The organism is Mycolicibacterium boenickei (assembly GCF_010731295.1).
GTDB lineage: Bacteria > Actinomycetota > Actinomycetes > Mycobacteriales > Mycobacteriaceae > Mycobacterium > Mycobacterium boenickei.
Genome location: NZ_AP022579.1, coordinates 5,254,938 through 5,277,406, shown reverse-complemented (window position 1 = coordinate 5,277,406; position 22,469 = coordinate 5,254,938). Strand labels below are relative to the sequence as shown.

General features: G+C 67.8%; 20 protein-coding genes. 15 read left to right on the top strand and 5 right to left on the bottom strand.

Going from position 1 to position 22,469, the window contains the following annotated elements; genetic code table 11:
* Nucleotides 1-7: 7 nt before the first annotated feature.
* Both G6N57_RS25210 and G6N57_RS25205 read left to right on the top strand, forming a co-directional pair.
* Nucleotides 8-1,237 (top strand): CoA transferase, encoded by a 1,230-nt coding sequence (locus G6N57_RS25210; protein WP_077738908.1) that lies wholly within the window; start codon nucleotides 8-10, stop codon nucleotides 1,235-1,237.
* Nucleotides 1,234-2,040 (top strand): acyl-CoA thioesterase, encoded by an 807-nt coding sequence (locus G6N57_RS25205; RefSeq protein ID WP_077738909.1) that lies wholly within the window; start codon nucleotides 1,234-1,236, stop codon nucleotides 2,038-2,040. The genes G6N57_RS25210 and G6N57_RS25205 overlap by 4 nt, the downstream gene beginning before the upstream one ends.
* Here G6N57_RS25205 and G6N57_RS25200 read toward each other — a convergent pair.
* From G6N57_RS25200 to G6N57_RS25180, 5 genes are all read right to left on the bottom strand, one after another.
* Nucleotides 1,960-4,485, bottom strand: coding sequence for an AMP-binding protein (locus G6N57_RS25200; RefSeq protein WP_077738910.1), 2,526 nt, complete (start codon nucleotides 4,483-4,485; stop codon nucleotides 1,960-1,962). The two genes, G6N57_RS25205 and G6N57_RS25200, sit on opposite strands and share 81 nt — an antisense overlap.
* Entirely contained in the window at nucleotides 4,482-5,540 is a 1,059-nt protein-coding gene (locus tag G6N57_RS25195) for an ABC transporter ATP-binding protein (RefSeq protein ID WP_077738911.1), read from the bottom strand. Before G6N57_RS25195 ends, G6N57_RS25200 begins: the two co-directional genes overlap by 4 nt.
* Nucleotides 5,537-7,102 (bottom strand): ABC transporter permease, encoded by a 1,566-nt coding sequence (locus tag G6N57_RS25190; protein ID WP_077738912.1) that lies wholly within the window; start codon nucleotides 7,100-7,102, stop codon nucleotides 5,537-5,539. The genes G6N57_RS25195 and G6N57_RS25190 overlap by 4 nt, the downstream gene beginning before the upstream one ends.
* Nucleotides 7,103-8,119, bottom strand: coding sequence for an iron ABC transporter substrate-binding protein (locus tag G6N57_RS25185; protein WP_077738913.1), 1,017 nt, complete (start codon nucleotides 8,117-8,119; stop codon nucleotides 7,103-7,105).
* Nucleotides 8,120-8,223: 104 nt separating this feature from the next.
* Nucleotides 8,224-8,826, bottom strand: a complete 603-nt coding sequence (locus G6N57_RS25180; RefSeq protein ID WP_077738914.1) for a TetR/AcrR family transcriptional regulator — start codon at nucleotides 8,824-8,826, stop codon at nucleotides 8,224-8,226.
* Nucleotides 8,827-8,915: 89 nt separating this feature from the next.
* Here G6N57_RS25180 and G6N57_RS25175 point away from each other — a divergent pair, with 89 nt between their 5' ends.
* The 13 genes from G6N57_RS25175 (at nucleotide 8,916) to G6N57_RS25115 (ending at nucleotide 22,458) form a co-directional block, all read left to right on the top strand.
* A complete protein-coding gene (locus tag G6N57_RS25175) occupies nucleotides 8,916-10,403 on the top strand; it encodes a carboxylesterase/lipase family protein (protein ID WP_077738915.1) in 1,488 nt (495 codons plus the stop codon).
* 68 nt (nucleotides 10,404-10,471) lie between these two features.
* Complete coding sequence (locus G6N57_RS25170) at nucleotides 10,472-10,840, top strand: YraN family protein (RefSeq protein ID WP_077741666.1); 369 nt, start codon at nucleotides 10,472-10,474, stop codon at nucleotides 10,838-10,840.
* A gap of 1 nt (nucleotide 10,841) precedes the next feature.
* Complete coding sequence (locus G6N57_RS25165) at nucleotides 10,842-12,353, top strand: YifB family Mg chelatase-like AAA ATPase (RefSeq protein WP_077738916.1); 1,512 nt, start codon at nucleotides 10,842-10,844, stop codon at nucleotides 12,351-12,353.
* Complete coding sequence (dprA, locus tag G6N57_RS25160; protein WP_077738917.1) at nucleotides 12,350-13,489, top strand: DNA-processing protein DprA; 1,140 nt, start codon at nucleotides 12,350-12,352, stop codon at nucleotides 13,487-13,489. Before G6N57_RS25165 ends, dprA begins: the two co-directional genes overlap by 4 nt.
* Nucleotides 13,490-13,627: 138 nt before the next feature.
* The gene (locus G6N57_RS25155) at nucleotides 13,628-14,467 is read left to right on the top strand and encodes an SH3-like domain-containing protein (RefSeq protein ID WP_077738918.1); all 840 of its coding nucleotides are present in this window, start codon (nucleotides 13,628-13,630) and stop codon (nucleotides 14,465-14,467) included.
* 39 nt (nucleotides 14,468-14,506) lie between these two features.
* Nucleotides 14,507-15,217, top strand: a complete 711-nt coding sequence (gene scnC, locus G6N57_RS25150; protein ID WP_077738919.1) for a thiocyanate hydrolase subunit gamma — start codon at nucleotides 14,507-14,509, stop codon at nucleotides 15,215-15,217.
* A 100-nt stretch (nucleotides 15,218-15,317) separates the two neighbouring features.
* Nucleotides 15,318-15,599: a thiocyanate hydrolase gene (locus tag G6N57_RS25145; protein WP_234815671.1), complete on the top strand. Its 282-nt coding sequence runs from the start codon at nucleotides 15,318-15,320 to the stop codon at nucleotides 15,597-15,599.
* Nucleotides 15,600-15,686: 87 nt separating this feature from the next.
* Nucleotides 15,687-16,553 carry a siderophore-interacting protein gene (locus tag G6N57_RS25140; protein ID WP_077738920.1) on the top strand — a complete coding sequence of 289 codons (867 nt, stop codon included), beginning with the start codon at nucleotides 15,687-15,689 and terminating at the stop codon, nucleotides 16,551-16,553.
* A gap of 47 nt (nucleotides 16,554-16,600) precedes the next feature.
* Entirely contained in the window at nucleotides 16,601-17,761 is a 1,161-nt protein-coding gene (locus G6N57_RS25135) for an alpha-hydroxy-acid oxidizing protein (protein WP_077738921.1), read from the top strand.
* A 120-nt stretch (nucleotides 17,762-17,881) separates the two neighbouring features.
* Nucleotides 17,882-18,505, top strand: a complete 624-nt coding sequence (locus G6N57_RS25130; protein ID WP_077738922.1) for a TetR/AcrR family transcriptional regulator — start codon at nucleotides 17,882-17,884, stop codon at nucleotides 18,503-18,505.
* 22 nt (nucleotides 18,506-18,527) lie between these two features.
* Nucleotides 18,528-19,574, top strand: coding sequence for an oxygenase MpaB family protein (locus G6N57_RS25125; RefSeq protein ID WP_077738923.1), 1,047 nt, complete (start codon nucleotides 18,528-18,530; stop codon nucleotides 19,572-19,574).
* A complete protein-coding gene (locus tag G6N57_RS25120; RefSeq protein WP_077738924.1) occupies nucleotides 19,571-21,493 on the top strand; it encodes an acyl-CoA dehydrogenase family protein in 1,923 nt (640 codons plus the stop codon). The genes G6N57_RS25125 and G6N57_RS25120 overlap by 4 nt, the downstream gene beginning before the upstream one ends.
* Before the next feature lie 68 nt (nucleotides 21,494-21,561).
* On the top strand, nucleotides 21,562-22,458 hold the full coding sequence (locus G6N57_RS25115) for a tyrosine recombinase XerC (RefSeq protein WP_077738925.1): 897 nt from the start codon (nucleotides 21,562-21,564) through the stop codon (nucleotides 22,456-22,458).
* Nucleotides 22,459-22,469 lie beyond the last annotated feature (11 nt).

Sequence of the window (22,469 nt, the reverse complement as noted above, 5' to 3'; positions counted from 1 at the left end):
GACTGGCATGGCCGATTCCGTAACGCCGGACCCGACCCGCCCGCTTTCCGGGGTGCGGATCGTCGAGATCTCCAGCTTCGTCGCCGTGCCGCTGGCCGGCATGACGCTGGCCCAGCTGGGTGCGGAGGTGGTGCGGGTGGACCCCATCGGCGGCGCTGCCGACTATCACCGCTGGCCGCTCACCGACGGCGGCGACAGCATCTACTGGGCCGGGCTGAACAAGGGCAAGCGCTCACTGGCCGCCGACATGCGCTCGCCTGACGGGCAGCAGCTGGTGCAACGACTGATCGCCGAAGCCGGGGTTCTGATCACCAATGTAGCTGGGCGGCAATGGCATTCGTACGAAGTTCTGTCCGCTCTACGTCCGGACCTGATTCATGCCGAGGTGTCTGGGCGCGCCGACGGCGGTACCGGGGTGGATTACACGGTCAACGCCGGGCTCGGCTTCCCGATGGTCACCGGGCCCGCGCAGTTGGCCACCCCGGTCAACCATGTGCTTCCGGCCTGGGACGTCAGTTGCGGGCTGTACGTGGCGCTGGCAGTCAGTGCCGCACTGCGCCATCGGGATTCCACCGGTGAGGGCGCACGGATCAGCATCCCGTTGGAGAACGTGGCGCTGGCCACCGCGGGCAATCTGGGGTTCCTGACCGAGGTGATGATCAACGGCACCAGCCGCGAACGGCTCGGCAACACCCTGTACGGCACCTACGGGCAGAACTTCACCAGCAGCGACGGTGTCGGCTTCATGCTCGTGGCGCTGACCGGCAGGCATTTCCGGGATCTCACCGAAGTCACCGGAACCACCAAAGCCGTTGCCGCCCTTGCCGAGGCGTTCGGTGCAGACTTCAGCGACGAAGGGCAGCGCTACACCCACCGGGATGCCCTCACCGGATTGTTCACCCTGTGGTTCAGCGAGCACACCGCCGAGGAGATCAGTGCGGCACTGTCGGGTACCTCGGTGCTGTGGGAACGGTACCGCAGCTTCGCCGAGGTCGCGGTCAACGAGCGGGTGGTCGCCAATCCGCTGTTCACGCCGCTGGAACAGCCCCGCATCGGCACCTACCTGGCGCCCGGCCTTCCGGTGTCGATCGGCGGGGTGTACCCGCCTGCGGTCCCCGCGCCGGCACTCGGCGATGACACCAGGTCCGTGCTCACCGAGCACCTCGGGCTCGGTGCCGACGAGATCGCGGCGCTGACCGAATCCGGCACAGTCGCAACGGGTACCGACGCGCGGTGAGCACCCTGCTGAGGCTGCTGGACGTCAGCGAAGACGCGGCCGGTGAGGTGTTCACCGGGAATGCCAGCGGGCCGGAGGGCAAACGGGCCTACGGTGGCCTGCTGGCCGCCCAGAGCCTGGCGGCGGCCTGCCGAACCGTCGGCGACGATCGGGCGCCGACCAACATGCACCTGCAATTCCTGCGCGGTGGAAATGCCGGGGAGACCGCCGAGTACCGCGTGGAGCGCGTGTACGACGGGCGCACGGCCTCGGCCCGACGGGTCGAATCGTATGAGCAGGGCCGCATGTTGACCACGGCCACGGTGTCGTTCGCGACGGCTCTCGCCGGGCCCGAACACGGGTGGGGCACGATGCCGCACGATCCTCAGGTCCTCCCGTGTACCGGGCCTCCCGGTCCCGCGCCATCCCTGCCGCTCGACGAGTTCGACATCCGCATCGCCGACGAGGGCGAGGGCGAGGAGTTCGTCCGCCGGATGTGGTGGCGGGTCACCACTGAACTGCCCGACGACCCGGTGGTGCACACGCTGATCGCGGTGTACATCACCGACTTGTACGGGATCGATCCGGCGTTGGCGGTGCACGGGCACAGTATGCGGTCGCGCAGCCACCGCAGTGGCACCACTGATTCGTCGATCTGGTTTCACCGCCCGGTGCGGGCCGGGGAGTGGAATCTGTTGGAGTCGCGGTCGCCGGCGACCGCGCGGGGTCGCGGGCTGATCACGTCAAGCCTGCTGCGCGCCGACGGCGCGGTGGCCGCCACCCTGGTGCAGGAGGGGTTGGTGGCCGATCGCGATCCGGCGTGAGTTCCTGCCCGCCAACCATCTCTGCGCGAGGTTCACCAGATAGGTGAGGACCACGCCCACGACGAGTGCGGCCAGCACGCCGAGCACCCGGTGGTCACCGAACAACGGATAGACCTGGTAGTGGGTCAGGTAGGTGTACAGCGATGCCTCGGCGAGCAGGCCGCACCCGACCGCCACCGGAGCGGGACAGCGCAGCGCGGGCAACCAGATCAGCAGCGCGAACCCGGCCAGCACCAGGGTTTCCCTACCGGTGTTGCCGAAGTAGCCGTGTAGTCCGATCGCCAGTACGCCGGTGACGATCATGCGCTGCCAGGTGGCCGTGGCCTTGGCCGCTGTCCATCCGGCTGCGAAGAACCAGAACGCCAGGATCGTGAACCAGGCTTCTCGGCCCAAGCCGAAACCGGGTAGGTCGTAACGCAATACCAGCCCCAGCGCCAGGAACGCCGCGGCGAAGGCGAAGGGACGGCGTCGCTCCAACCGGTCGGCGCCGGGCAGCGCACACACGGCGGTCAGCGCCACCAGGATCCAGACCAGCACCTCGACGAACCACAACCGCCCGGCGGTCATGCTGTCCGGCGGCCCCAGGAACTTGTTGGCCAGCAACAGGTTCGACGCGTAGTAGTCGTCGGTGAGCACGAGTGCGACCGCGACCCAGACGATCGAGGGCACCGCAATCCAGGCGATCGTGTTGCGCAGGTGACGCAACCGGGTCGACCGGGGGACCGGGGTGAGACAGAACCGGCCGAAGTTGTAGCCGGCCACCCCGAGCAGGATGTGTGCACCGCCCCACAGCGCGAACAGCTCGGCATGCGAGCCGACGATGAGGACGATGGCCGCAGCACGCAGGGCCACGCTGGTTTCCACGGTGGCCCACCGACGCCGGCGGGCCATGCAGTTGCGCTCCAGGTCTCGCAGCGTCATCCGGTGCCAGTCCTTCGGCAGCCGCCCGAGGGCCCGTTCCAACCGGACCGACATGGCCACATAGGACAACGAGTTGCCGCCGAGGTCGACGAAGCTGGCGTCGCGGTCGACGGACTCGGCGGGGACGTGCAGTACGTCGGCGAACAGACCCCTCAGATCCTCGACGTCGGTCACGCGCGGTTCGGCGACCGCCGCGCGTACCGCGGCGTAGTCCGGCTTGCCGGAAATCAACCGGGGTAGTTCGGGGACGAGCACGGCGCGCACCGCGCCGGCCGGCACACCCGCGAGGGTGGCGATCAACTGTTGCACGTCGTCGGCGGTGGCTTCGCCTGTGCCCGCGGCTGCCACGGCGAGCGTCTCACCGTCGTCGGTGCACAGTGCCGCCACGCCGCGGTCGGCGAGGGTGGTCTGCAGCCGGTCCAGGTCGATGCGCAGCCCGAACAGTTTCACGAATCGCGCACTGCGGCCGACAATCTCGTACAGGCCGTCGGAGGTGCGCCGTGCGATGTCGCCCGTGCGCAGTTCTTCGACGGTGGCGCCGAGGGCCAGGTCCTCGGGACGGTCGGCGTATCCGAGCATCACGTTGGCTCCGCGGTAGACCAGCTCACCCGTGCCGTCGGGCCAGCCGTCACCGGAGCGGATGGACAGGCTGCCGCCGGGGATCGGACGCCCGATGGCCTCGGGGTGTGACAGAGCCAATTCCGGTGGCAGATAAGCCATCCGAGCGGTGGCCTCGGTCGCCCCGTACATCACGAACAGCTGCCAGCCGCGGCGTTGTCCCAGAGCCGCGAAACGGCGCACCCGGTCAGGTGCCATCCGTCCGCCCGCCTGGGTGAGGTACCGCAGATGGGGCAGGTCCATGGTGTCGAAACCGATGCGGTCGAGCAGATCGAAGGTATGGGGTACCCCGGCGAAGGTGGTGGCCCGGTGCCGGGTGAACAGGTCCCAGAACTTGTCGTCGACCACCGAGCGATCGGTGAGGATCAGGCAGGCCCCACGCAGCAGGTGGCTGTTGACCACCGAGAGCCCGTAGCAGTAGGAGATCGGCAACGTGGTTGCCGCCCGGTCGGTTTCACTGATTGCGAGGTACTCGGCGATGGCGGCGGCATTGCTGGCCAGGTTGGTGTGGGACAACCGGACCAGCTTCGGTGATCCGGTGCTGCCCGATGTCGACATCAGCAGGGCCAGGTCGTCGTGCATCCGGTGTGTGCTGCGGGCGCGCACGTGGTGGATGCCCGCGGCATCGACCACGGTGTCGGGGGAGTAGGTCTGCCGGATCGTCCGGTGATCACCACCCGCGGGCACGGGCAACGACACATGGCCGCCTGCGAGTGCGCCGAGATAGTGCACCAGAGTCGGCAGATCATTACGTGCTTCGAGGAGTACCAGGCGGCGTTCGGGGCCCAGTGCTGCCGCGGCCTCGGACACGAGATCGGCGAGGGCGGCGTAGCTGACCTGTCGGGTCTCGGTCACCACCGCGATCCGGTCACCATGGGCCCGCAGCGCCTCGGCGAGGTGGTTCAAGGCAACGCCGTCCCGGCGCCCCGCACATCGATCCGGACCTGGGTGTCGCGGGTCGGCGGGTTCAGGCTGTGCTGGCGCACGACGATGGGCTCACCGGCTGCGGCCGGCTCGATGGTGAGCAGTACGTCGTGGCCGAGGAATTCGGTGGCGATCACGGTTCCCGCGCTGGCCGCTGCCTCGGCAGCACCCTCGCTGTCCGAGATCGCCGTGGCGACAAGCTGTTCGGGTCGCAGCACCACCGTGCACGGACCGTCGGCCGCGCCGGCCTGGACCGGCACGCGGCCCAGAGCGCTGTCGGCCCAGCCTGAGGTGACGGTGCCCGCCACCGTGATGCAGTCCCCGAGGAACTCGGCGGTGAATCGGTCGGCAGGTTGGCGGTACACGTGCTCGGGCGTTCCGACCTGGGTGAACCTGCCCTCACGCATCACCGCGATCTGATCGGAGATCGACAGTGCCTCCTCCTGGTCGTGCGTCACGATCAGGGTGGTCACCCCGGTCTCTGACAGCACCCGGGCCACGGCCTTGCGGGTGGCGGCGCGCAGCCCGGTGTCCAGCGCGCTGAACGGCTCGTCGAGCAGCATCACCACCGGGCGGCGGGCCAGGGCCCGGGCCAGTGCGACGCGCTGCTGCTGGCCGCCGGACAGTTGGTGCGGCCTGCGCTGCGCGAACGAGGAATCCAGCGACACGGTGTCCAGGAGTTCGCTCACCCTGGCCCGGGCTGCGGCCCCGCGCTCGCGTAGACCGTAGGCGACATTCTGGGCCACCGTCAGGTGCGGGAACAGCGCGCCGTCCTGCGCCACGTAGCCGACGTCGCGGCGATGGGGTGCGACAGTGTTTGTCGGACCGGCCATTTGGCGTCCCTCGATGGTCACGGTGCCGGCGTCGGGGGATTCGAAACCGGCGATCACCCGCAGCAGCGTGGTCTTGCCGCACCCAGACGATCCGACCACCGCGGTGATGGAGCCCGGCGTCAGGGTCAGGTCGATGCCGTCGAGCACCGCGGTGCCGTTGAAGGACTTGCGGAGTCCACGTACTTGCAGGACGTCGTCGGTCACAGGGCGGCCACCTTCGTCGACTGGCGCAACAACATCAGGGTCACGGGTATGGACAAGGCAATCAGCATCAGCGCGTAGGGCGCCGCGGCGGCGTAGTCCAATTCGCTGCTCAGTGACCAGAACCGCATCGCCAGCGTGCGGGTACCGGTCGGTGCCAGCAGCAGCGTAGCGGTCAATTCCGTTGCGACGGCCACGAATACCAGCGAGGCGCCGGCGGCGGCCGCGGGCGCGGTCAGTCGCAGGGTGACGCGGACGAACGTCCGAGCCGGTGAGGCTCCCAACGAGCGTGAGGCCTCCTCCACCGACGGCGGCACCTGGGCCAGGCCCGAGCGCAGGCTGACCAGGGCACGGGGCAGGAACAGCAGCACATAGGCGCAGATCACCAGGGCCGCAGTCTGATAGAGCGGGGGAGCGTAGCGGATCGCCACCGTCACCAGGGCCAGTGCGGTGACGATGCCGGGCATGGAGCTGGTGATGAAGTTGGCGCCCTCGATCGAGCGGGCCAGCAGTCCGCTGTAGCGGACCGCGACCCAGGCGAACGGGAAGGCCAGGACCGTGGTCAGAGCCGCGGCGGCAGCGGCCAGCGTCGCGGTCTGGGCCAGCGCGGTACCGATCTCCGTGGCGTCCCACACCTGCGCGCCGCCGATCCACATCCACCGCGTCAGCGTCCACAGCGGGACTCCCAACGCCAGGACGGCCAGCGTCAGCAATCCGACGATGGCCGGCAACGTGGTGCGCCCCAGGCGCATCGGCGCACTGACGCGTTGCGCTCCGGAACCGATCCGCGCGAAGCGGGCGTTGCCCCGGGCCGCGGCCTCGGTGACCAACAGCAACAGGCACAGGAGGACGAGGACGGCGGCCAGCGTGGCGCCGGCGGCGCCGTCGAAGGTGGCCTGGAACTGTTCGAAGATCGCGGTGGTGAAGGTCGAGAAGCGAATCATCGCGAACGCGCCGTACTCGGCCAGCAGGTGCACACCGATCAGCAGGGCGCCGCCCAGGATCGCCAGGCGCAGCTGCGGCAGCACCACCCGGAAGAACACCCCGGACGATCCGGATCCGAGCGCCCGGGCCGATTCCTCCAGCGCCGGATCGATGCGGCGCAGGGTGGCCGCGGCGGGCACGTAGACGAAGGGGAAGTACGACAGCGTCGCGATCAGCACACCCGCCGGCATCCCGTGCAGCGTGGGCAGCACGCTGACCCAGGCATAGCTGTTGACGAACGCGGGCACCGCCAGGGGCGCGACGAACACCGGCCGCCACCACGTCCGCCCCGGCAGATCCGTGCGTTCAACCAGCCAGGCCGCGCCGACCCCGAGCACCACACAGACCGGCACGGTGATGAGGACCAGGCCGACCGTGTTGAGCAGGAGCTCCCCGACCCGGGGCCGCAGCACGAGCTCGATCACCCGGCTCGGACCCGTGGTGATCACCGACCAGGCCACGTAACCCAGCGGGATGAAGGTGGCAGCCAGCAACAGCACCACGGCGGTGCTCAGCGCCGCCCCCGGCCGGGCACGGACGGAACGCTGCTGCGGTGCGGACGGCGCTTCTGTGGCGACCAATTACAGCAAGCCAGCCTTCGTCATCAGGTCGGTGACCTTGGCGGCATCGAGATTGGACGGGTTGACCGCGGGCGCCTGCAGCGTGTCCAGCGGCGGCAGGGCCGGGTTGGCGGCGACGCCACTGGCGACCGGGTATTCGAAGGACGTGCCTTTCTGCAGCACCTCCTGACCGGCCTTGCCGGTGATGAACCGGAGGAACTGCTGGGCCTGGTCCTGCTTCTTGCTGGATGTCAGCACGCCGCCGCCGGACAGGCTGACGAACGCGCCGGGATCGGAGTTCTTGAAGTAGTGCAGCGCGGTGTTGCCGCTGATCTCCTTGGTCTTGGCCTGATCGCGGAACCAGTAGTAGTGGTAGATGATGCCACCGTCCACCTGACCGTCGTTCACCGCCCGCAGTGTGGCGATATTGTCTTGGAGCACAACGGCATTGGTCTTCAGTCCGGCCAACCACTGTGCGGTGGCCGGTTCGCCCTTCAACTCGAGGATGGCAGCCACGATCGCCTGAAAGTCGGCCTTGGCCGGAGGTGCGCCCCAACGGCCCTTCCACTGGGGCTGCTGCAGATCCATGATCGAGTGGGGCAGCTGGTCGGCTGGCAGCTTGGCCTTGTTGTAGACGAACACCGTCGAGCGTGCGGCCACACCGGTCCATTTGCCCGACGACGGCCGGAACTGGGCCGGGACCTGATCGAGGGTCTGCTGCTCGACGTCGGCGAACAGCCCGGCGCGTTCGACGGCTGCCATCGCGGGGGAGTTCTCGGTGAGGAACACGTCGGCCGGGGAGGCGTTGCCCTCGGCCACCAGCTGGTTGCCCAGCTCGGTGTCACCGCCCTGCCGGTAGGTGACCTTGATCCCGGTCTCCTTGGTGAACGCGTCGATCCACTCCTTGGTGAGCGACTCGTGCTGAGCGTTGTAGATGAGCAGCTCGTCAGACCCTGAACTGGAGCACCCGACCATGCCGGCGGCGACCGCGACGGCGGACAGGACAACGGCAATCCGGCGACTCCAACGTGTGCGCATCGAGTGATCCCTTTCGGCGTTAGCTGAGCATCACCTAAGGACACTACCGGGGTGGGTCGGGGTATCGGGACTGCCTTGGGAGCGCTTCTGGCCGCCGGCGGCTCCTAATTCCCAACGAGGAACAGTTCGTCGAGATGCTGATCGATTGCGGCGAGAGCCGCCCCGGGTGTGATGACCTCCAGGTCGAGAAGCGGTGTCAGGCCGGTCAACGCCAGGATGCGGTCGGTCTCGGTGTTCGCGTCGCGATCGCGATCGATCTTTCCATCAGTGATCGCCTGCGCGATGAGTGCTTTGACTTGGTCCCGTCCCTGACGTAGGCCCTCGCGCGTACGGTCGCGAATCGTGTTGTCGTGCAGTGCTTCCAGAACGTACGCGGCATTCATCCGGCTCGTCGCGCGCGCATCGTCGTGCAGCGGCAGCATCTCGATGAGCGTCAACCGCAGGACGTCCCGAGGGTGCGGCGCAGCGCCGAGCTCCTGCAGACCGCGTGCCACCCGCGCAGCAGTCTGTTCGGCAGCGAAGTCCATCGCGAACGTAAGCAACTCCTGACGGCTCGCGAAGTAGTGCTGGAGTTGCCCGTGCGACATCCCGGCCTCCGTCGCCACCTCACGCAGGCTCAGACGCAGAACCCCGCGTTGATCCACCACACGCCACAGAGCGCGAGCGATCTCTTCGCGACGCTCGCGGTGATCGACCTGTTTCGGCACTGCTACCCTCCCGCTGTTCCAATACAGTTGTAATAATACAGGTGGCCGGTTATCGTCGAGGCGCGGCGCATAGAACGAATGGAGCAAGCATGCACGGACATCCGCAAGTCCGAACAGCGCAGGGGATCATCGAGGGGCGCCTGCGGCGGGGCACCGCCGTCTTCCGCGGCCTCTCGTACGCGCAGCCCCCGGTCGGGGCGCTGCGTTTCGCCGCTCCCGTGCCTGTTGCCTCGTGGGACGGCGTTCGGCACGCGGTCGAATTCGGGCCACCCCCACCGCAGTCGGGCCCGGGCCCCAAGGCGGACCCGTCTCCAGAAACGGACTGGCTGACCCTCAACGTCTGCACGCCGGACCCCGGCACCACCGGGTTGCCGGTGCTGGTGTGGCTGTGCTGCGGCGGCTACATGGCCGGCACGGCGGCCGACCCGATGACCGATCCCACCGCCCTGGCCGGTGCCGGCATCGTCGTGGTCAGCGTCCAATGCCGGATGGGCGCGGAAGGATTCGCCCTGATCGACGGTGCTCCGCCGAACCGCGGCCTGCTCGACCAGATCGCGGCGCTGGAATGGGTTCAGCACAACATCGCCGACTTCGGCGGAGACCCGACCCGCGTCACCGTCGCCGGGACGTCCGGCGGAGCCGGGTCGGTCGCTGCCCTTCTCGCCATCCCCCGCGCCCGCCTGCTGTTTCACCGGGCCATCACCCACTCGGTTCCCGGATTGCACTGCACGCCGGCGCTGGCCGAAGAAGTGACCGCTACGCTCGCGGACCGCCTGGGTGTCCCACCCACCGCGCACGGACTCGCCACCGTCGCTCCGCAGCGGCTGGCTGACGAGGTCACCGCGCTGTGCCTCGACATGCCCTCCTATCGCGAACGCTGGGGCCGCCTGGCTCACCTGGGCATCGCCGTCTGCCCGGTGATCGACGGAGAACTCCTCGACGACACCCCTTGGGCCGCCCTGGCTGAAGGTCGCGCCACCGGGATCGATCTGCTCGTCGGCCATACTCGCGACGAATTCCGGCTTTTCAGCATCACGATGGGCGTTCGGGGCACCTTCACCGACGACGACGCGCGCACGGCGATGGACGTCTTCGCGCCGCGCCCGGACGGCCCGGACGCGTACCGCCGCGCCTTTCCCGACGCCGATCCGGAGGAACTCGTGGAGGTGGTGTACTCGGATGCCACCTTCCGCATGCCGTCGCTGCTGCTGGCAGAAGCAAACGCCGAAGCCGGAGGCAACAGCTATCTCTTCGAACTCGCCTATGCCGCAGGGGAGTTCGGAGCATGCCACAGCACCGACGTGCCCCTGGTCTTCGCCACCCTCGACAGTCCGACCGGCAGATACTTCTTCGGCGACCACCCGACGCCCGATGCCCGTACGGTGTCGGACGAACTCCAGCAGGCCTGGGTCCGCTTCATCACCGCAGGCCAACCCGGATGGACCCGCTACGACACAGACCGGCGAACGACCCGAATCCTCGCGGCACCCTCCTCGACCACGGCCTATCCCGAGGAAAAGTCGCGGCGGATCTGGCTCGGACATCCGCCGGCCCCGTTCACAGTGGTCTGTGGATGAACTCCACGCTGGGGATAACTCGGCCTGACTGAGCCGAAGCTGTCGGACCGGGCCCGCACGGTATGGGCATGAAGTCTCTGACACGGGCCGAGATCGGCGCACTGGGTGAACAGCTGGCCGTCGAGCACCTGACCACACAGGGCTTGCGCACGGCGACGCGCAACTGGCGATGCCGCTACGGCGAGCTCGACGTGATCGCCGTGGACATCGCCACGAACACGGTGGTCTTCGTCGAGGTGAAGACCCGCACCGGCGACGGCTTCGGCGGACTGGCCGAGGCGGTCACGCCACAGAAGGTGCGCCGGATCCGGCGGTTGGCGGCGCTGTGGCTGTCCGAACAGGAGTCGCGGTACGCCGCACTGCGCATCGACGTGATCGGGGTCCGCCTCGGCCGCCGCCGAGAACCCGAGCTCACACATCTCAAGGGGGTGGGCTGAAATGGGTTTGGGCAGAGCATATTCGGTGGCCATGCGCGGCGTGGACGGCGTCATCGTGGAGATCGAGGCGGACATCACCTCGGGGCTGCCGAGTGTGAACCTGGTGGGGCTGCCCGACACCGCGCTGCAGGAGTCGCGGGATCGGGTGCGGGCGGCCATCACGAACTGCGGCAACGAGTGGCCGATGTCGCGCCTGACGCTGGCGTTGTCGCCGGCCACGTTGCGCAAGGTCGGTTCGGTGTATGACCTGGCGCTGGCGGCGGCAGTGCTCTCGGCGCACACCAAGACGGCGTGGGCGCGGCTGGAAAAGTCGGTCCTGCTGGGCGAACTCGCGCTCGATGGCAGGGTCCGGCCGGTCCACGGCGTGCTGCCTGCCGTGCTGGCCGCCAAGCAGGAGGGCTGGACCGTAGCGGTGGTGCCGGCCGACAACCTGGCCGAGGCCAGCCTCGTCGACGGTATCGAGGTGTGCGGCGTCCGCACCCTGCGGCACCTGCAAGCCTGGCTCGACGGCAAGGGGGACCTGGAGGCACGTGTGGTGGCGCCGGGCCGCGCTGCCGAGGCGACGGCGGATCTCGCCGATGTCGTCGGGCAGGGCCAGGCCCGCTACGCCGTCGAGGTGGCCGCGGCAGGTGCGCATCACCTGATGCTGACCGGCCCGCCCGGGATCGGGAAAACGATGTTGGCGCAGCGCCTTCCGGGGCTGCTGCCGCCCTTGTCGTCGGCCGAATCGCTTGAGGTGACGGCCATCCACTCGATGGCGGGACTACTTGCGGGGGACACACCGCTGATCACGCGTCCACCGTTCGTGGCGCCACACCACACCTCGAGCGTGGCGGCGCTGGTCGGAGGCGGAAGCGGGTTCGCGCGTCCCGGAGCCGTCAGTCGGGCGCATCGGGGAGTGCTGTTTCTCGACGAGTTCGCCGAGATGGGATCGAGTGCCCTGGAAGCGTTGCGAACTCCGTTGGAAGACGGCCAGATCCGGTTGGCCCGCCGCGACGGGGTGGCCTGCTATCCGGCGCGGTTCCAACTCGTTCTGGCGGCGAACCTGTGCCCGTGCGCTCCGCCCAATTCGGCCGACTGCGTCTGTTCGGCCCAAGCCAAGCTGCGGTACCGGGGCAAGTTGTCGGGGCCACTGGTGGATCGTGTCGACTTGCAGGTGGAGTTGTATCCGGTGAGCGCGGGGGCCTTCATGCCACAGTCGGGAGAATCCAGTGCCGTGGTTCGCGAGCGTGTCGCCGCGGCGCGCCTCGCGGCCCAGGAACGCTGGAAACCGTACGGGATCGGCACCAATGCGGAGGTCGGCGGACCCCTGCTGCGTCGCGAATTCCGATTGCCCAGGGCCGCGATGGAACCGTTGCGGTCGGTTCTCGACCGCGGAGTGATCAGCATGCGCGGGGCTGACAGATGTTTGAGGGTGGCCTGGACATTGGCGGACCTGGCCGGGCGGACCATGCCCGCTCACGAGGACGTCACTGCCGCATTGAGCTTCCGCCAGGTCGGCGGTGTGTCATGACCGACGACGTGCGCCGCGCCTGGGCCTATCTGTCGCGGGTGGCGGAGCCGCCGTGCCTGGAATTGACGGCGCTGGTCGCGCGAGAAGGCCCGGTCCGGGCCGCCGGCCAGGTCAAGGCCGGTCGGGTGGATTCCGAGCTGTTGAGCCGGGTCGAGGCGCGGCGGGAATCCGATTGTGCGGCAGACGACCTCGATGTTCTCGACCGGATGGGTGGGCGGCTGATCACACCCGATGACGAGGAGTGGCCGCTGCTGCGATTCCGGGCCCTTCGCGGTAAGGAACTGAAGCGCCCGCACGCGCATCCGCCGCTGGTGTTGTGGGCGGTCGGCCCGGTGTGCCTCGACGCGGCGACCGAGCGTGCCGCGGCGATCGTCGGTACCCGTGCGGCCACCGCCTACGGGGAGCACATGGCTGCCGAGTTGGCCGCCGGACTGGTCGAACGCGATGTCACGGTGGTGTCCGGCGGGGCCTACGGCATCGACGGAGCGGCCCACCGCGCAGCGCTGGGGTGCGAGGGCGTGACCATCGCGATCGTGGCCGGGGGCATCGACAACCCGTACCCGGCCGGGCACAGCGCGCTTTTCCACCGGATCCGGCAGGAGGGCCTGTTGATCAGTGAGTACCCGCCGGGGACGGCACCGGGCCGGCTGCGGTTCCTCACCCGCAACCGGCTGGTGGCCGCCCTCTCTGGGGCGACCGTGGTGGTGGAGGCAGGGTTGCGCAGCGGTGCGGCCAACACCGCGGGATGGGCCAAGGCGCAGGGGCGTTCGGTATGCGCGGTGCCGGGCCCGGTCACGTCGGCGTCATCGGCGGGCTGCCATGCACTGCTGCGGGACGGAGCTCACCTGATCGCCCGGGCCGAGGAGGTAGTCGAACTCGTCGGTCACATAGGCGAACTCGCACCGCAGGAGACACACCCGACCGGACCGTTGGATCAGCTCGCACCGACGGAGAAACAGGTCTATGACGCGCTGCCGGCCCGTGGCACGCTCACGGTGGACGAGATCGGGATGCTCGCCGCGCTGGCCCCGCACCAGGTGCTCGGACCGTTGACGATGCTGGAGTTCGCCGGGTTGGTCGAGAGTATCGACGGCTGCTGGCGGATCGCTCGCCGGCGCCGGGCCCGGTCCGAGTAAATGACGCCTGCGTAGACCTCGGTGTATTGGCGCCGATTCCCTGCAGGACCAGCTGATCCGGTGTTAATTTGCACCCATCGAGTGAGCTCACAACCCGGGCGTACGCCGCGTCGCGCGTCGGGATGGGGAGGGTTCGACATGAGCACAGCCGCTGACCGCGCCGCCCAACTGGCATTGGTTGCTCGACTGAAGTCGGCATACCCAGAACTGCCCGACGCCCCGACACCGGACCTGCTCGACCATGACCGCTTCACCGCATACATGAAACCCGTGCACGATGTCGGCGGCGAGCCGGACGCGCCGATGAAATACGAGAACAAGGACTACGAGTACTGGGAGCACATGACCTACGTCATCTGCGAAGTCCTTGCCTGGCGCGGCATTTGGTTGTCCGAGGAACGGCGACGGATGGGCAACGTCGACGTCGGACGCGCGGTGTACCTGGGTTTCCCGTACTACGGCCGCTGGCTCCTGTCGGTCGCGCGCGTCCTCATCGAGAAACACCACATCGGCTTGACCGAACTGTCCGAGCGGATGGCCGAAGTCCAGGACCGCTATGCCGGTGGGATGGCCGGTAAGCGGCTCGAGGCCCGACCGAAGTTCGAGGGCGACGGGGCGAACGTCAAGCGCAACAGCCACATCGTGCATGCCCAGGGCAAAGGCGATCCGCAGGTGTATGCGGGCCGGGCCGGGACGCCGAAGTTCAAGGTGGGTGACGCGGTGGTGGTGCGCGAGCTGCCGGTGTTGTTCTACACCCGCACCCCCGAGTACGTCCGTGGCGCGCGCGGTGAGATCGCCGCCGTCGCATACGAAAGTCCCGCGGCCGAGGACGAAACCTGGGACCGGACCGACGCCATACCGGAATGGTTCTACGTCGTCAGCTTCACCATGGCCGATCTGTGGGACGGCTATACGGGAACAGCCACCGACACGTTGAGAACCGAGATCCCCGAGCACTGGCTGCTGGCAGCCGGCTGACTTCCACGCACCGATCGGCCTCCTCACGAAGGGCGCACCATGGCAGAGCACGATCACGACCACGATCACGAGCGCACCGTCAAACCGATGGTCGACGAGGTCACCGACTTCGAGGTACTCGAGATCGCGTTGCGCGAATTATGCATCGAGAAGGGGATATTCACCGCTGAGGAACATCGGCTGTTCACCGAGTTCGCCGAACAGATCGGACCGACCCCGGCCGCACGTCTGGTCGCCCGGGCGTGGCTCGACCCCGACTTCAAGCGGCTGGCCGTCGCCGAACCGATGACGGCCAGCAAGGAGGTAGGCGTCGACTGGCTGGAGCCCACGGGATTCGGCACACCCAGCGACTTCACCGCATTTCAGATCCTGGAAGACACGCCGACCGTGCACCACGTGATCGTCTGTGCGCTGTGCTCGTGCTACCCGCGCCCGATTCTCGGCAACTCACCCGAGTGGTACCGGACGCCCAACTACCGTCGCCGCCTGGTGCGCTGGCCCCGGCAGGTCTTGTCCGAGTTCGGGTTGTGCCTGCCGGACACCGTCGAAGTGCGGGTGCAGGATTCCAATCAGAAGCATCGGTTCATGGTCATGCCGATGCGCCCAGAGGGCACCGACGGCTGGACCGAGGATCAGCTCACCGAGATCATCACCCGTGACTGCCTCATCGGCGTGGCTCTGCCGAAAGCGGGGGTGACCACCAATGTCATCACCGACACCCGCCCCGCGGTCCACCCCACCGGTGAATGAGGAGGGCCCAGTGGGCGCACCCGACGACCCGGTATCACTTGCGGAAGCCCGGATTCCGACCCTGGCGCGCATCGTGGAACGCAATCAGGTCTGGCCGCTGATGGCCGCCAAGTACGGCGTCGAAAACCTGGTCCCGCCATGGAAGAGCAGCCTTGACGGCTTCTGTGACGCCCTCGACCAGGCCGCCTGCGACGCAGGCGTGCCCGATTTCAAACAGCGGCGCGACGAGGAAGACCTGTTGTCGGCAACCGTCTATGCCGACCTGCCGTACCCCGAGAACCAGCTCGTCGCCCTCGCGCATTCGCTTCTGGCCCGTGGCGTGATCACCGAAAGCGAGCTGCAAGAACGGCTCGCCGTGGTCCGGAGGAGACTCGAGGCCTGAAACACGTAGCACCCAGGCCGGCCGGTGGCCTCCGTATAGTCGATGAGGTCGGCTAACAAACGAGCGGCAGATGATCTTGGAGGCACCATGGCAGGACGACCCGTGCACACCTTTCAGGTGGTGCATCGCGAACAGCTGACCGACCACATCGTCCGCCTGGTACTGGGGGGATCGGGCGAGGGTACGGGCTTCGACACGTTCTCGCCCAACGACTTCAGCGACGCCTACGCCAAACTGGTCATCGTTCCGGCGAACGTGGATGTGTCGGTGCTCCCGAAACCCTTGACGCTGGACAGCTTTCAGGAGTTGCCCGCCGAACAGCGACCGACTGTGCGTACCTACACTGTGCGAAAGGTCGACAGGGAGCGAGGCGAGATCACCATCGACTTCGTCGTGCACGGTGAGCAAGGGGTGGCCGCCCCCTGGGCCGCGGCGGCGGTACCGGGCCAGCCCGCCTACCTGATGGGGCCCAGTGGCGCCTACACCCCCGACCCCGCCGCCGACTGGCACCTGCTCGCCGGCGACGAATCGGCGCTACCGGCCATCGGTGCCGCCCTTGAGGCGTTGCCGCCCGACGCGATCGGCAAAGTCTTCATCGAGGTGGCCGGCCCGCACGACGAGGTCGCCCTCAGCGCCCCCGCCGGTGTCGAGGTCAACTGGATCCACCGCGGTGGCCGCGCTGACCTGGTAGGCGACGATCACTCCGGAGACAACGCACCGCTGATCGCCGCCGTGAAGGAGGCCGACTGGCTGCCGGGTCAGGTGCAGGTGTTCATCCACGGTGAGGCACAGGCTGTCATGCACAACCTGCGTCCCTACATCCGCAAGGAACGCGGCGTCCCCGCCAAGTGGGCCGCCTCGATCTCGGGATACTGGCGCCGCGGGCGCACCGAGGAGACCTTCCGGCAGTGGAAGGCCGAGCTGGCCAAAGCCGAGGCCGACACCGCCAACTGAACCTGGGTGCGGGTACCGGCCGGCCCCGGGATGGCAAGGTAGCCGTCATGGCATACGGCGATTACCAACTCGAGATCTACCTGCAGGGGCTGTCCGGCGTGCTGCCGACCATGCCGATGGACTACGCGGGGCTGGAGGCCAAAGCTCAAGCCGCGATGCCTGCCTCGATCTGGTCCTACGTGGCCGGGGGAGCGGGCGACGAACGTACCCAGCAGGTGAACCGCACCGCGTTCGACCGGTGGGGTCTGATGCCGCGCATGTTCAACGCCCACCGGGAACGGGACCTGTCCGTCGACCTGTTCGGGCTCAAGCTGGCCTCGCCGTTGTTCATGGCGCCGATCGGGGTGCTGGGCATCTGCGGACAGGACGGTCACGGCGATCTGGCCGGTGCCCGTGCTGCCGCGCGCACCGGGGTGCCGATGGTGTTGTCCACCCTGACCGAGGACCCGCTCGAGGACGTCGCCGCCGAATTCGGTGACACCCCAGGCTTTTTCCAGCTGTACACACCGACCGACAAGGACCTTGCCGCCAGTCTGGTCCAGCGCGCAGAGAAAGCCGGGTTCAAGGGCATCGTCGTCACGCTCGACACCTGGGTACCGGGTTGGCGGCCGCGGGATCTGGCCACCTCCAACTTCCCGCAGCTGCGGGGCAAATGCCTGGCCAACTACACCAGTGACCCGGTGTTCCGGGCCGGGCTGCCGCAGCCGCCCGAAGAGAACCCGCAGGCCACCGTGCTGCGCTGGGTCAGCCTGTTCGGCAATCCGCTCACCTGGGACGACCTGCCCTGGCTGCGGTCGCTGACGAAACTGCCGCTGATCCTCAAGGGCATCTGTCATCCCGACGACGTGCGGCGGGCCAAGGACGGCGGCGTCGACGGGATCTACTGCTCCAATCACGGTGGGCGCCAAGCCAACGGCGGCCTGCCCGCGATCGACTGCCTGCCCGGAGTGGTCGAGGCCGCCGACGGACTGCCGGTGTTGTTCGACTCGGGGATCCGCAACGGCGCCGACATCGTCAAGGCGCTCGCCTTGGGGGCCACCGCCGTCGGTGTGGGCCGCCCGTACGCGTACGGGCTGGCGCTGGGAGGGGCCGACGGCATCGTGCACGTGCTGCGTTCGCTGCTCGCCGAGGCCGATCTGATCATGGGCGTCGACGGGTACCCGACGCTGGCCGATCTCACGCCCGAGGCGCTGCACCGGGTCGACTGACCTTTGTCACGCTGGAGTGGCACTGGGGGCTGACAGCCACTCCAGCGTGACAAGAAACCACAAATTCCCAGGTGGGCGGCTCTGGCGCTGAGAATATTCATCGGTGTAGCATTTTCCTTCATGAGTGTAGAAACCGTTCGCGAGCGGGCCGCGCACCTGGGCCCCGAGCGACGGCGCCCGCAGGTACTCGATGCGGCCCTGGCGATCGCGGTGTCCGAGGGGGTCGCGGCCGTCACGATCGGTGCGGTGGCGCAGCGGCTCAAGGTCACCCGCCCGGTGGTGTACTCGTGTTTTGCCGACCGGGTCGAACTGCTGCGGGCACTGCTCGAGCGGGAGCTGGGACTGCTGATCCAAGGGGCGATCGACGCACTGCCCTACGGTCGCGCGAATGCCGACGAGACCGTGTTCGTGGAGGGCTTCCAGGCGTTGCTCGAGACGGTCGCAGGCAGGCCCGATTCCTGGCGGCTCGTCATGAGTGCCGATCCGGACCCGGCCGTGGCCAAACACTTCCGCAACGGCCGTGCCGTGATGATCGGCAAGGTTTCCAAGCGGCTGGCGCCCACGCTGCAACGCTGGGGCACCGTCGACGCCGACAAGAAGCTGCCGGTGCTGGTCGAGCAGTTCGTGTCCACCTGTGAGGGCGCGGTGCGGACCTTACTGCACGACGACGGAAAAGACTGGACCCCAACCACATTGGGTGAGTTCATCGGATCGGCCACCTATCGGGCGTTTCGTACCGCCTGACCCAGTACAGAGGAGTTGTCCCATGTCTGATCTCCAGCCGATGGCTGATTACGGGTTCTTCGGGCCGGATTCGGTGACGTGGAAGGTCTGGGGCCACGCCACCACACCGATCATCGGGCTGCAACGCGCCGTCGTGGTCGAGGAACTCGACCCTGCCCTGATCGCCGCGGTCGACACCACCGGCGCCAACTACGACCGGCCGCGCACCCGTTACGACCGGACCGTCCGCTACTTCGCCATGGTCGCCTTCGCCGACACCGAATCGGTGCTCAAGGCCGCCGACGTCCTGGTCAAAGTGCACTCGAAAGCCATCGGTACCGAGCCGCTGAGCGGCAACAAGTACGACGCCAACGATCCTCACTCGCAGCTGTGGATCCTGCTCACCGGCTGGCACTCCGTGCTCAAGGCGTATGAACTCTACGGCGGCGGCAAGCTGACGGCAGAGGAAGAGGCCCGCTACTGGCAGGACTGTGCACGAGCCGCCGAGTTCCAGACCTGCGATCCGGCCGACGTACCGCGGACCCGCGAAGGCATCAACGCCTACTTCGAGCAGATGCGGCCGCACCTCGCGGTCAGCGAAGCCGCCCGCGCCATGATGGACCATCTGCTCAACGCCAAGGTGGTGCTGCCGCCCGCGCCGCGCCTCGCAAGGCCGGCCGTCGAGATCCTCAACTGGTTCCTGCGGGCCGGAACCATCGCCACCATGCCCCGGTGGATGCGCCGGCTCAGCGGATTCGACCAGCCACGCCTGGTGGATTGGGCGGTGCGGCCCGTACTGAAGCTGGGCTTCGGTGTGGTCAACCGCGTGCCACGGCTGAAGCTGTTGGTGGCCAAGATCATTGCGCCGTCCGTGGTGCCGATCGCCGGCCCCTACATCATGGGCATCCCGCCGCGGTCCAACGAAGTGCTCAGCCCCGAGGAAGGGCGCAGGCGCTACGGCTATCCCAAACCCGCCGACGCGCACCAGGAGCTGCGGGCCCGCCAGCATGAGCGGGTGTTCGGCCAGGGCCAACTGCCCAGTGACGAAGGACTCATCGAATCTCAGACTTACCTAGGGAGTTTGGCGTGACCACACGATCCGATGTCCTGTTCGACCCGAACCGGACCGAATTCGATCAGTTCGACGCCCGAACGCGGGAGATCTTCCGGGCCACCATCGACTTCTTCGAGTCTCACGGCAAGCGGTGGCTCAAGCAGCAGGACCGGGATCGGGTCTGGTACAGCGATTTTCTCGACCTGGTCAAGCGGGAGGCCATCTTCGCGACATTCCTGACGCCCGCGTCGGAGGCTGACGGCGATCCCCACAAGCGCTGGGACACCGCACGCAATGCCATGTACAGCCAGATCCTCGGCTTCTACGGCATGCAGTACTGGTATGTCTGGCAGGTCACCATCCTCGGACTCGGACCGATCTGGCAATCGGAGAACGAGGTCGCACGCAAAAAGGCTGCCGCCCTGCTTGATTCGGGGGAGATCTTCGCGTTCGGACTCTCCGAGCAGTCCCACGGCGCCGACGTCTATTCGACCGACATGGTGCTGGAGCCCGGCCCCGATGGTTCATACACCGCGACCGGTGGCAAGTACTACATCGGCAACGGGAACCTCGCCGGCATGGTCTCGGTATTCGGCCGTCGCTCCGACAAACCGATCATCGACAGTTCTGATCTCGATCGGCGCCGCCCGCCGGAGGACTTCGAGGGCTACCTGTTCTTCGCCGCTGACAGCCAACATCCGAGCTACCACCTGCGCAAGAACGTGGTCGACGGCCAGATGTACGTCGCGGCGTTCGATCTGGAGGACTATCCGGTCACCGCCGAAGACATCCTGCACGAGGGCAAGGCCGCGTTCAACGCCGCGATCAACACCGTGAACATCGGCAAGTTCAACTTGGGATTCGGCGCCATCGGAGCCTGTGAGCATGCCATGTACGAGGCCGTCACCCATGCCGAGAACCGGGTGCTGTTCGGCCAGCGGGTCACCGAATTCCCTCAGATCCGCCGGATGCTCGCCGACGGCTATGCGCGGCTGGTCGGGATGAAGCTGTACAGCGAGCGGGCCATCGACTACATGCGCAGCGCGAGCCCGGACGATCGTCGCTACCTGTTGTTCAATGCGATCGAGAAGATGAACGTCACCCGCGAGGGCGAGAAGATCGTCACCCTGCTCGCCGACACGATCGCCGCGCGCGCCTTCGAGTCCGACATGTACTTCACCATGGCGCTGCTGGGACTCACCGGCCTGCCGCGGCTGGAAGGCACGGTGCACGTCAACATGGCGCTGTCGCTGAAGTTCATGCAGAACTACATGTTCGGCGCGTCGAGCATCGGACTTGCGGCGCTGTCCGCATTGCCCGTCGGTAAGGCGCCGGGCCCGGTGCTGGGCGCACTCGCCGGCGGCCTGCGGGCCGCGGGTGGCGCCATGGCGGGATCTCCACTAGCACAGCGTATTCCGCAACTCAAACCGCTGTTGGCCCGCGTGCCGGAGATCCCCACCCGCCGGGACGCCGCCAACGACGACTTCCTGTTCCGTCAGGGGCCGAGCAGTGGGCTGGCGAAAATTCGGTTCGGGGACTGGCAGTCGGTGCTGAGTGGATACTCGTCGGCGCCGAACGTCGCGGTGTTCCTCGACCAGGCCCTGGCCTTGCAGACGCTGCTCGCGGTGGCGACACCGAACGCCGAGCAGCAACGCAACGTGGACTTCCTGTTCGCGATCGGTGAGATGTTCACCCTGATCCCGTACGCCCAGCTGATCCTGGAGCAGGCCGAGATCGAGGGTGCGGACGCCGATCTGATCGACCAGCTGTTCGAGGTGCTCGTCACCGACATGTCCACGCACGCGACCAAGCTGCACTGCCATCCGGATGCCACCGCCGTGCAGCAACAGCGCGCCCTCGACATTGTCAGGCAGCCCATGGCCGACGCCGCGCGCCGCGATCGTGTGGTGACCGCCGTGCGTGGACTGGCCGGCCGCTACGAGATGAACCCGTGATGGTCACGCGCGGGTAGCGGTCCGGCGCGTCGGGTGCAGGCCGGCCGGACTTCTGCCACCGTGGCAGGGTGCCCGCAGTCCCGGAAGTACTCGCCGAGTTCGACGAATACCTGGCGCTGCAACGCGGCCGGTCCGAACACACGCGGCGGGCGTACCGGGGTGACCTGTCGGCATTCTTCGACTTCACCGGTGGTGGCATGGAGACGGTGACCCTGCCGAGGCTGCGGTCGTGGCTGGCCGGTCAGGCCGCGGCCGGAGCGGCGCGGACCACGTTGGCGCGGCGCACCTCGACGGTGAAGACCTTCTGCACCTGGGCGGCCCGCCGGGGACTGCTACCAGAGGACGCTGCCGCTCGGCTCCAGGTCCCCAAGGCACACCGCACGTTGCCTGCGGTGCTCCGTCGCGATCAGGCGATCGACGCCATGGAGGCGATGAATTCTGCTGCCCGCGAGGGTGATCCGCTGGCGTTGCGGGACCGGCTGATCGTGGAGATGCTGTACGCCACGGGTATTCGCGTCAGCGAATTGTGTGGGTTGGACATCGACGACATCGACACCTCACGCCGGGTGCTTCAGGTGCTGGGCAAGGGAAACAAGCAGCGTACGGTCCCATTCGGCGAACCGGCCCATGTCGCGTTGACGGCCTGGCTCACTGAAGGGCGTCCCGCGCTCGCCTCTGCCGACTCCGGTCCGGCGCTGCTGCTCGGTGCCCGGGGTAAACGGCTCGACCCGCGCCAGGCCCGCACAGTGGTACATCAGACCGTCTCCGCCGTCGACGGTGCCCCCGACATCGGACCCCACGGGCTGCGCCACAGCGCGGCCACCCACCTGCTCGAAGGCGGTGCCGACCTGCGCATCGTGCAGGAACTGCTGGGTCACACCTCGCTTGCCACCACACAGCTCTACACCCACGTCACCGTCGAACGGCTGCGTGCGGTGCACGACCAAGCGCACCCGCGCGCCTGACACCGCGAAAC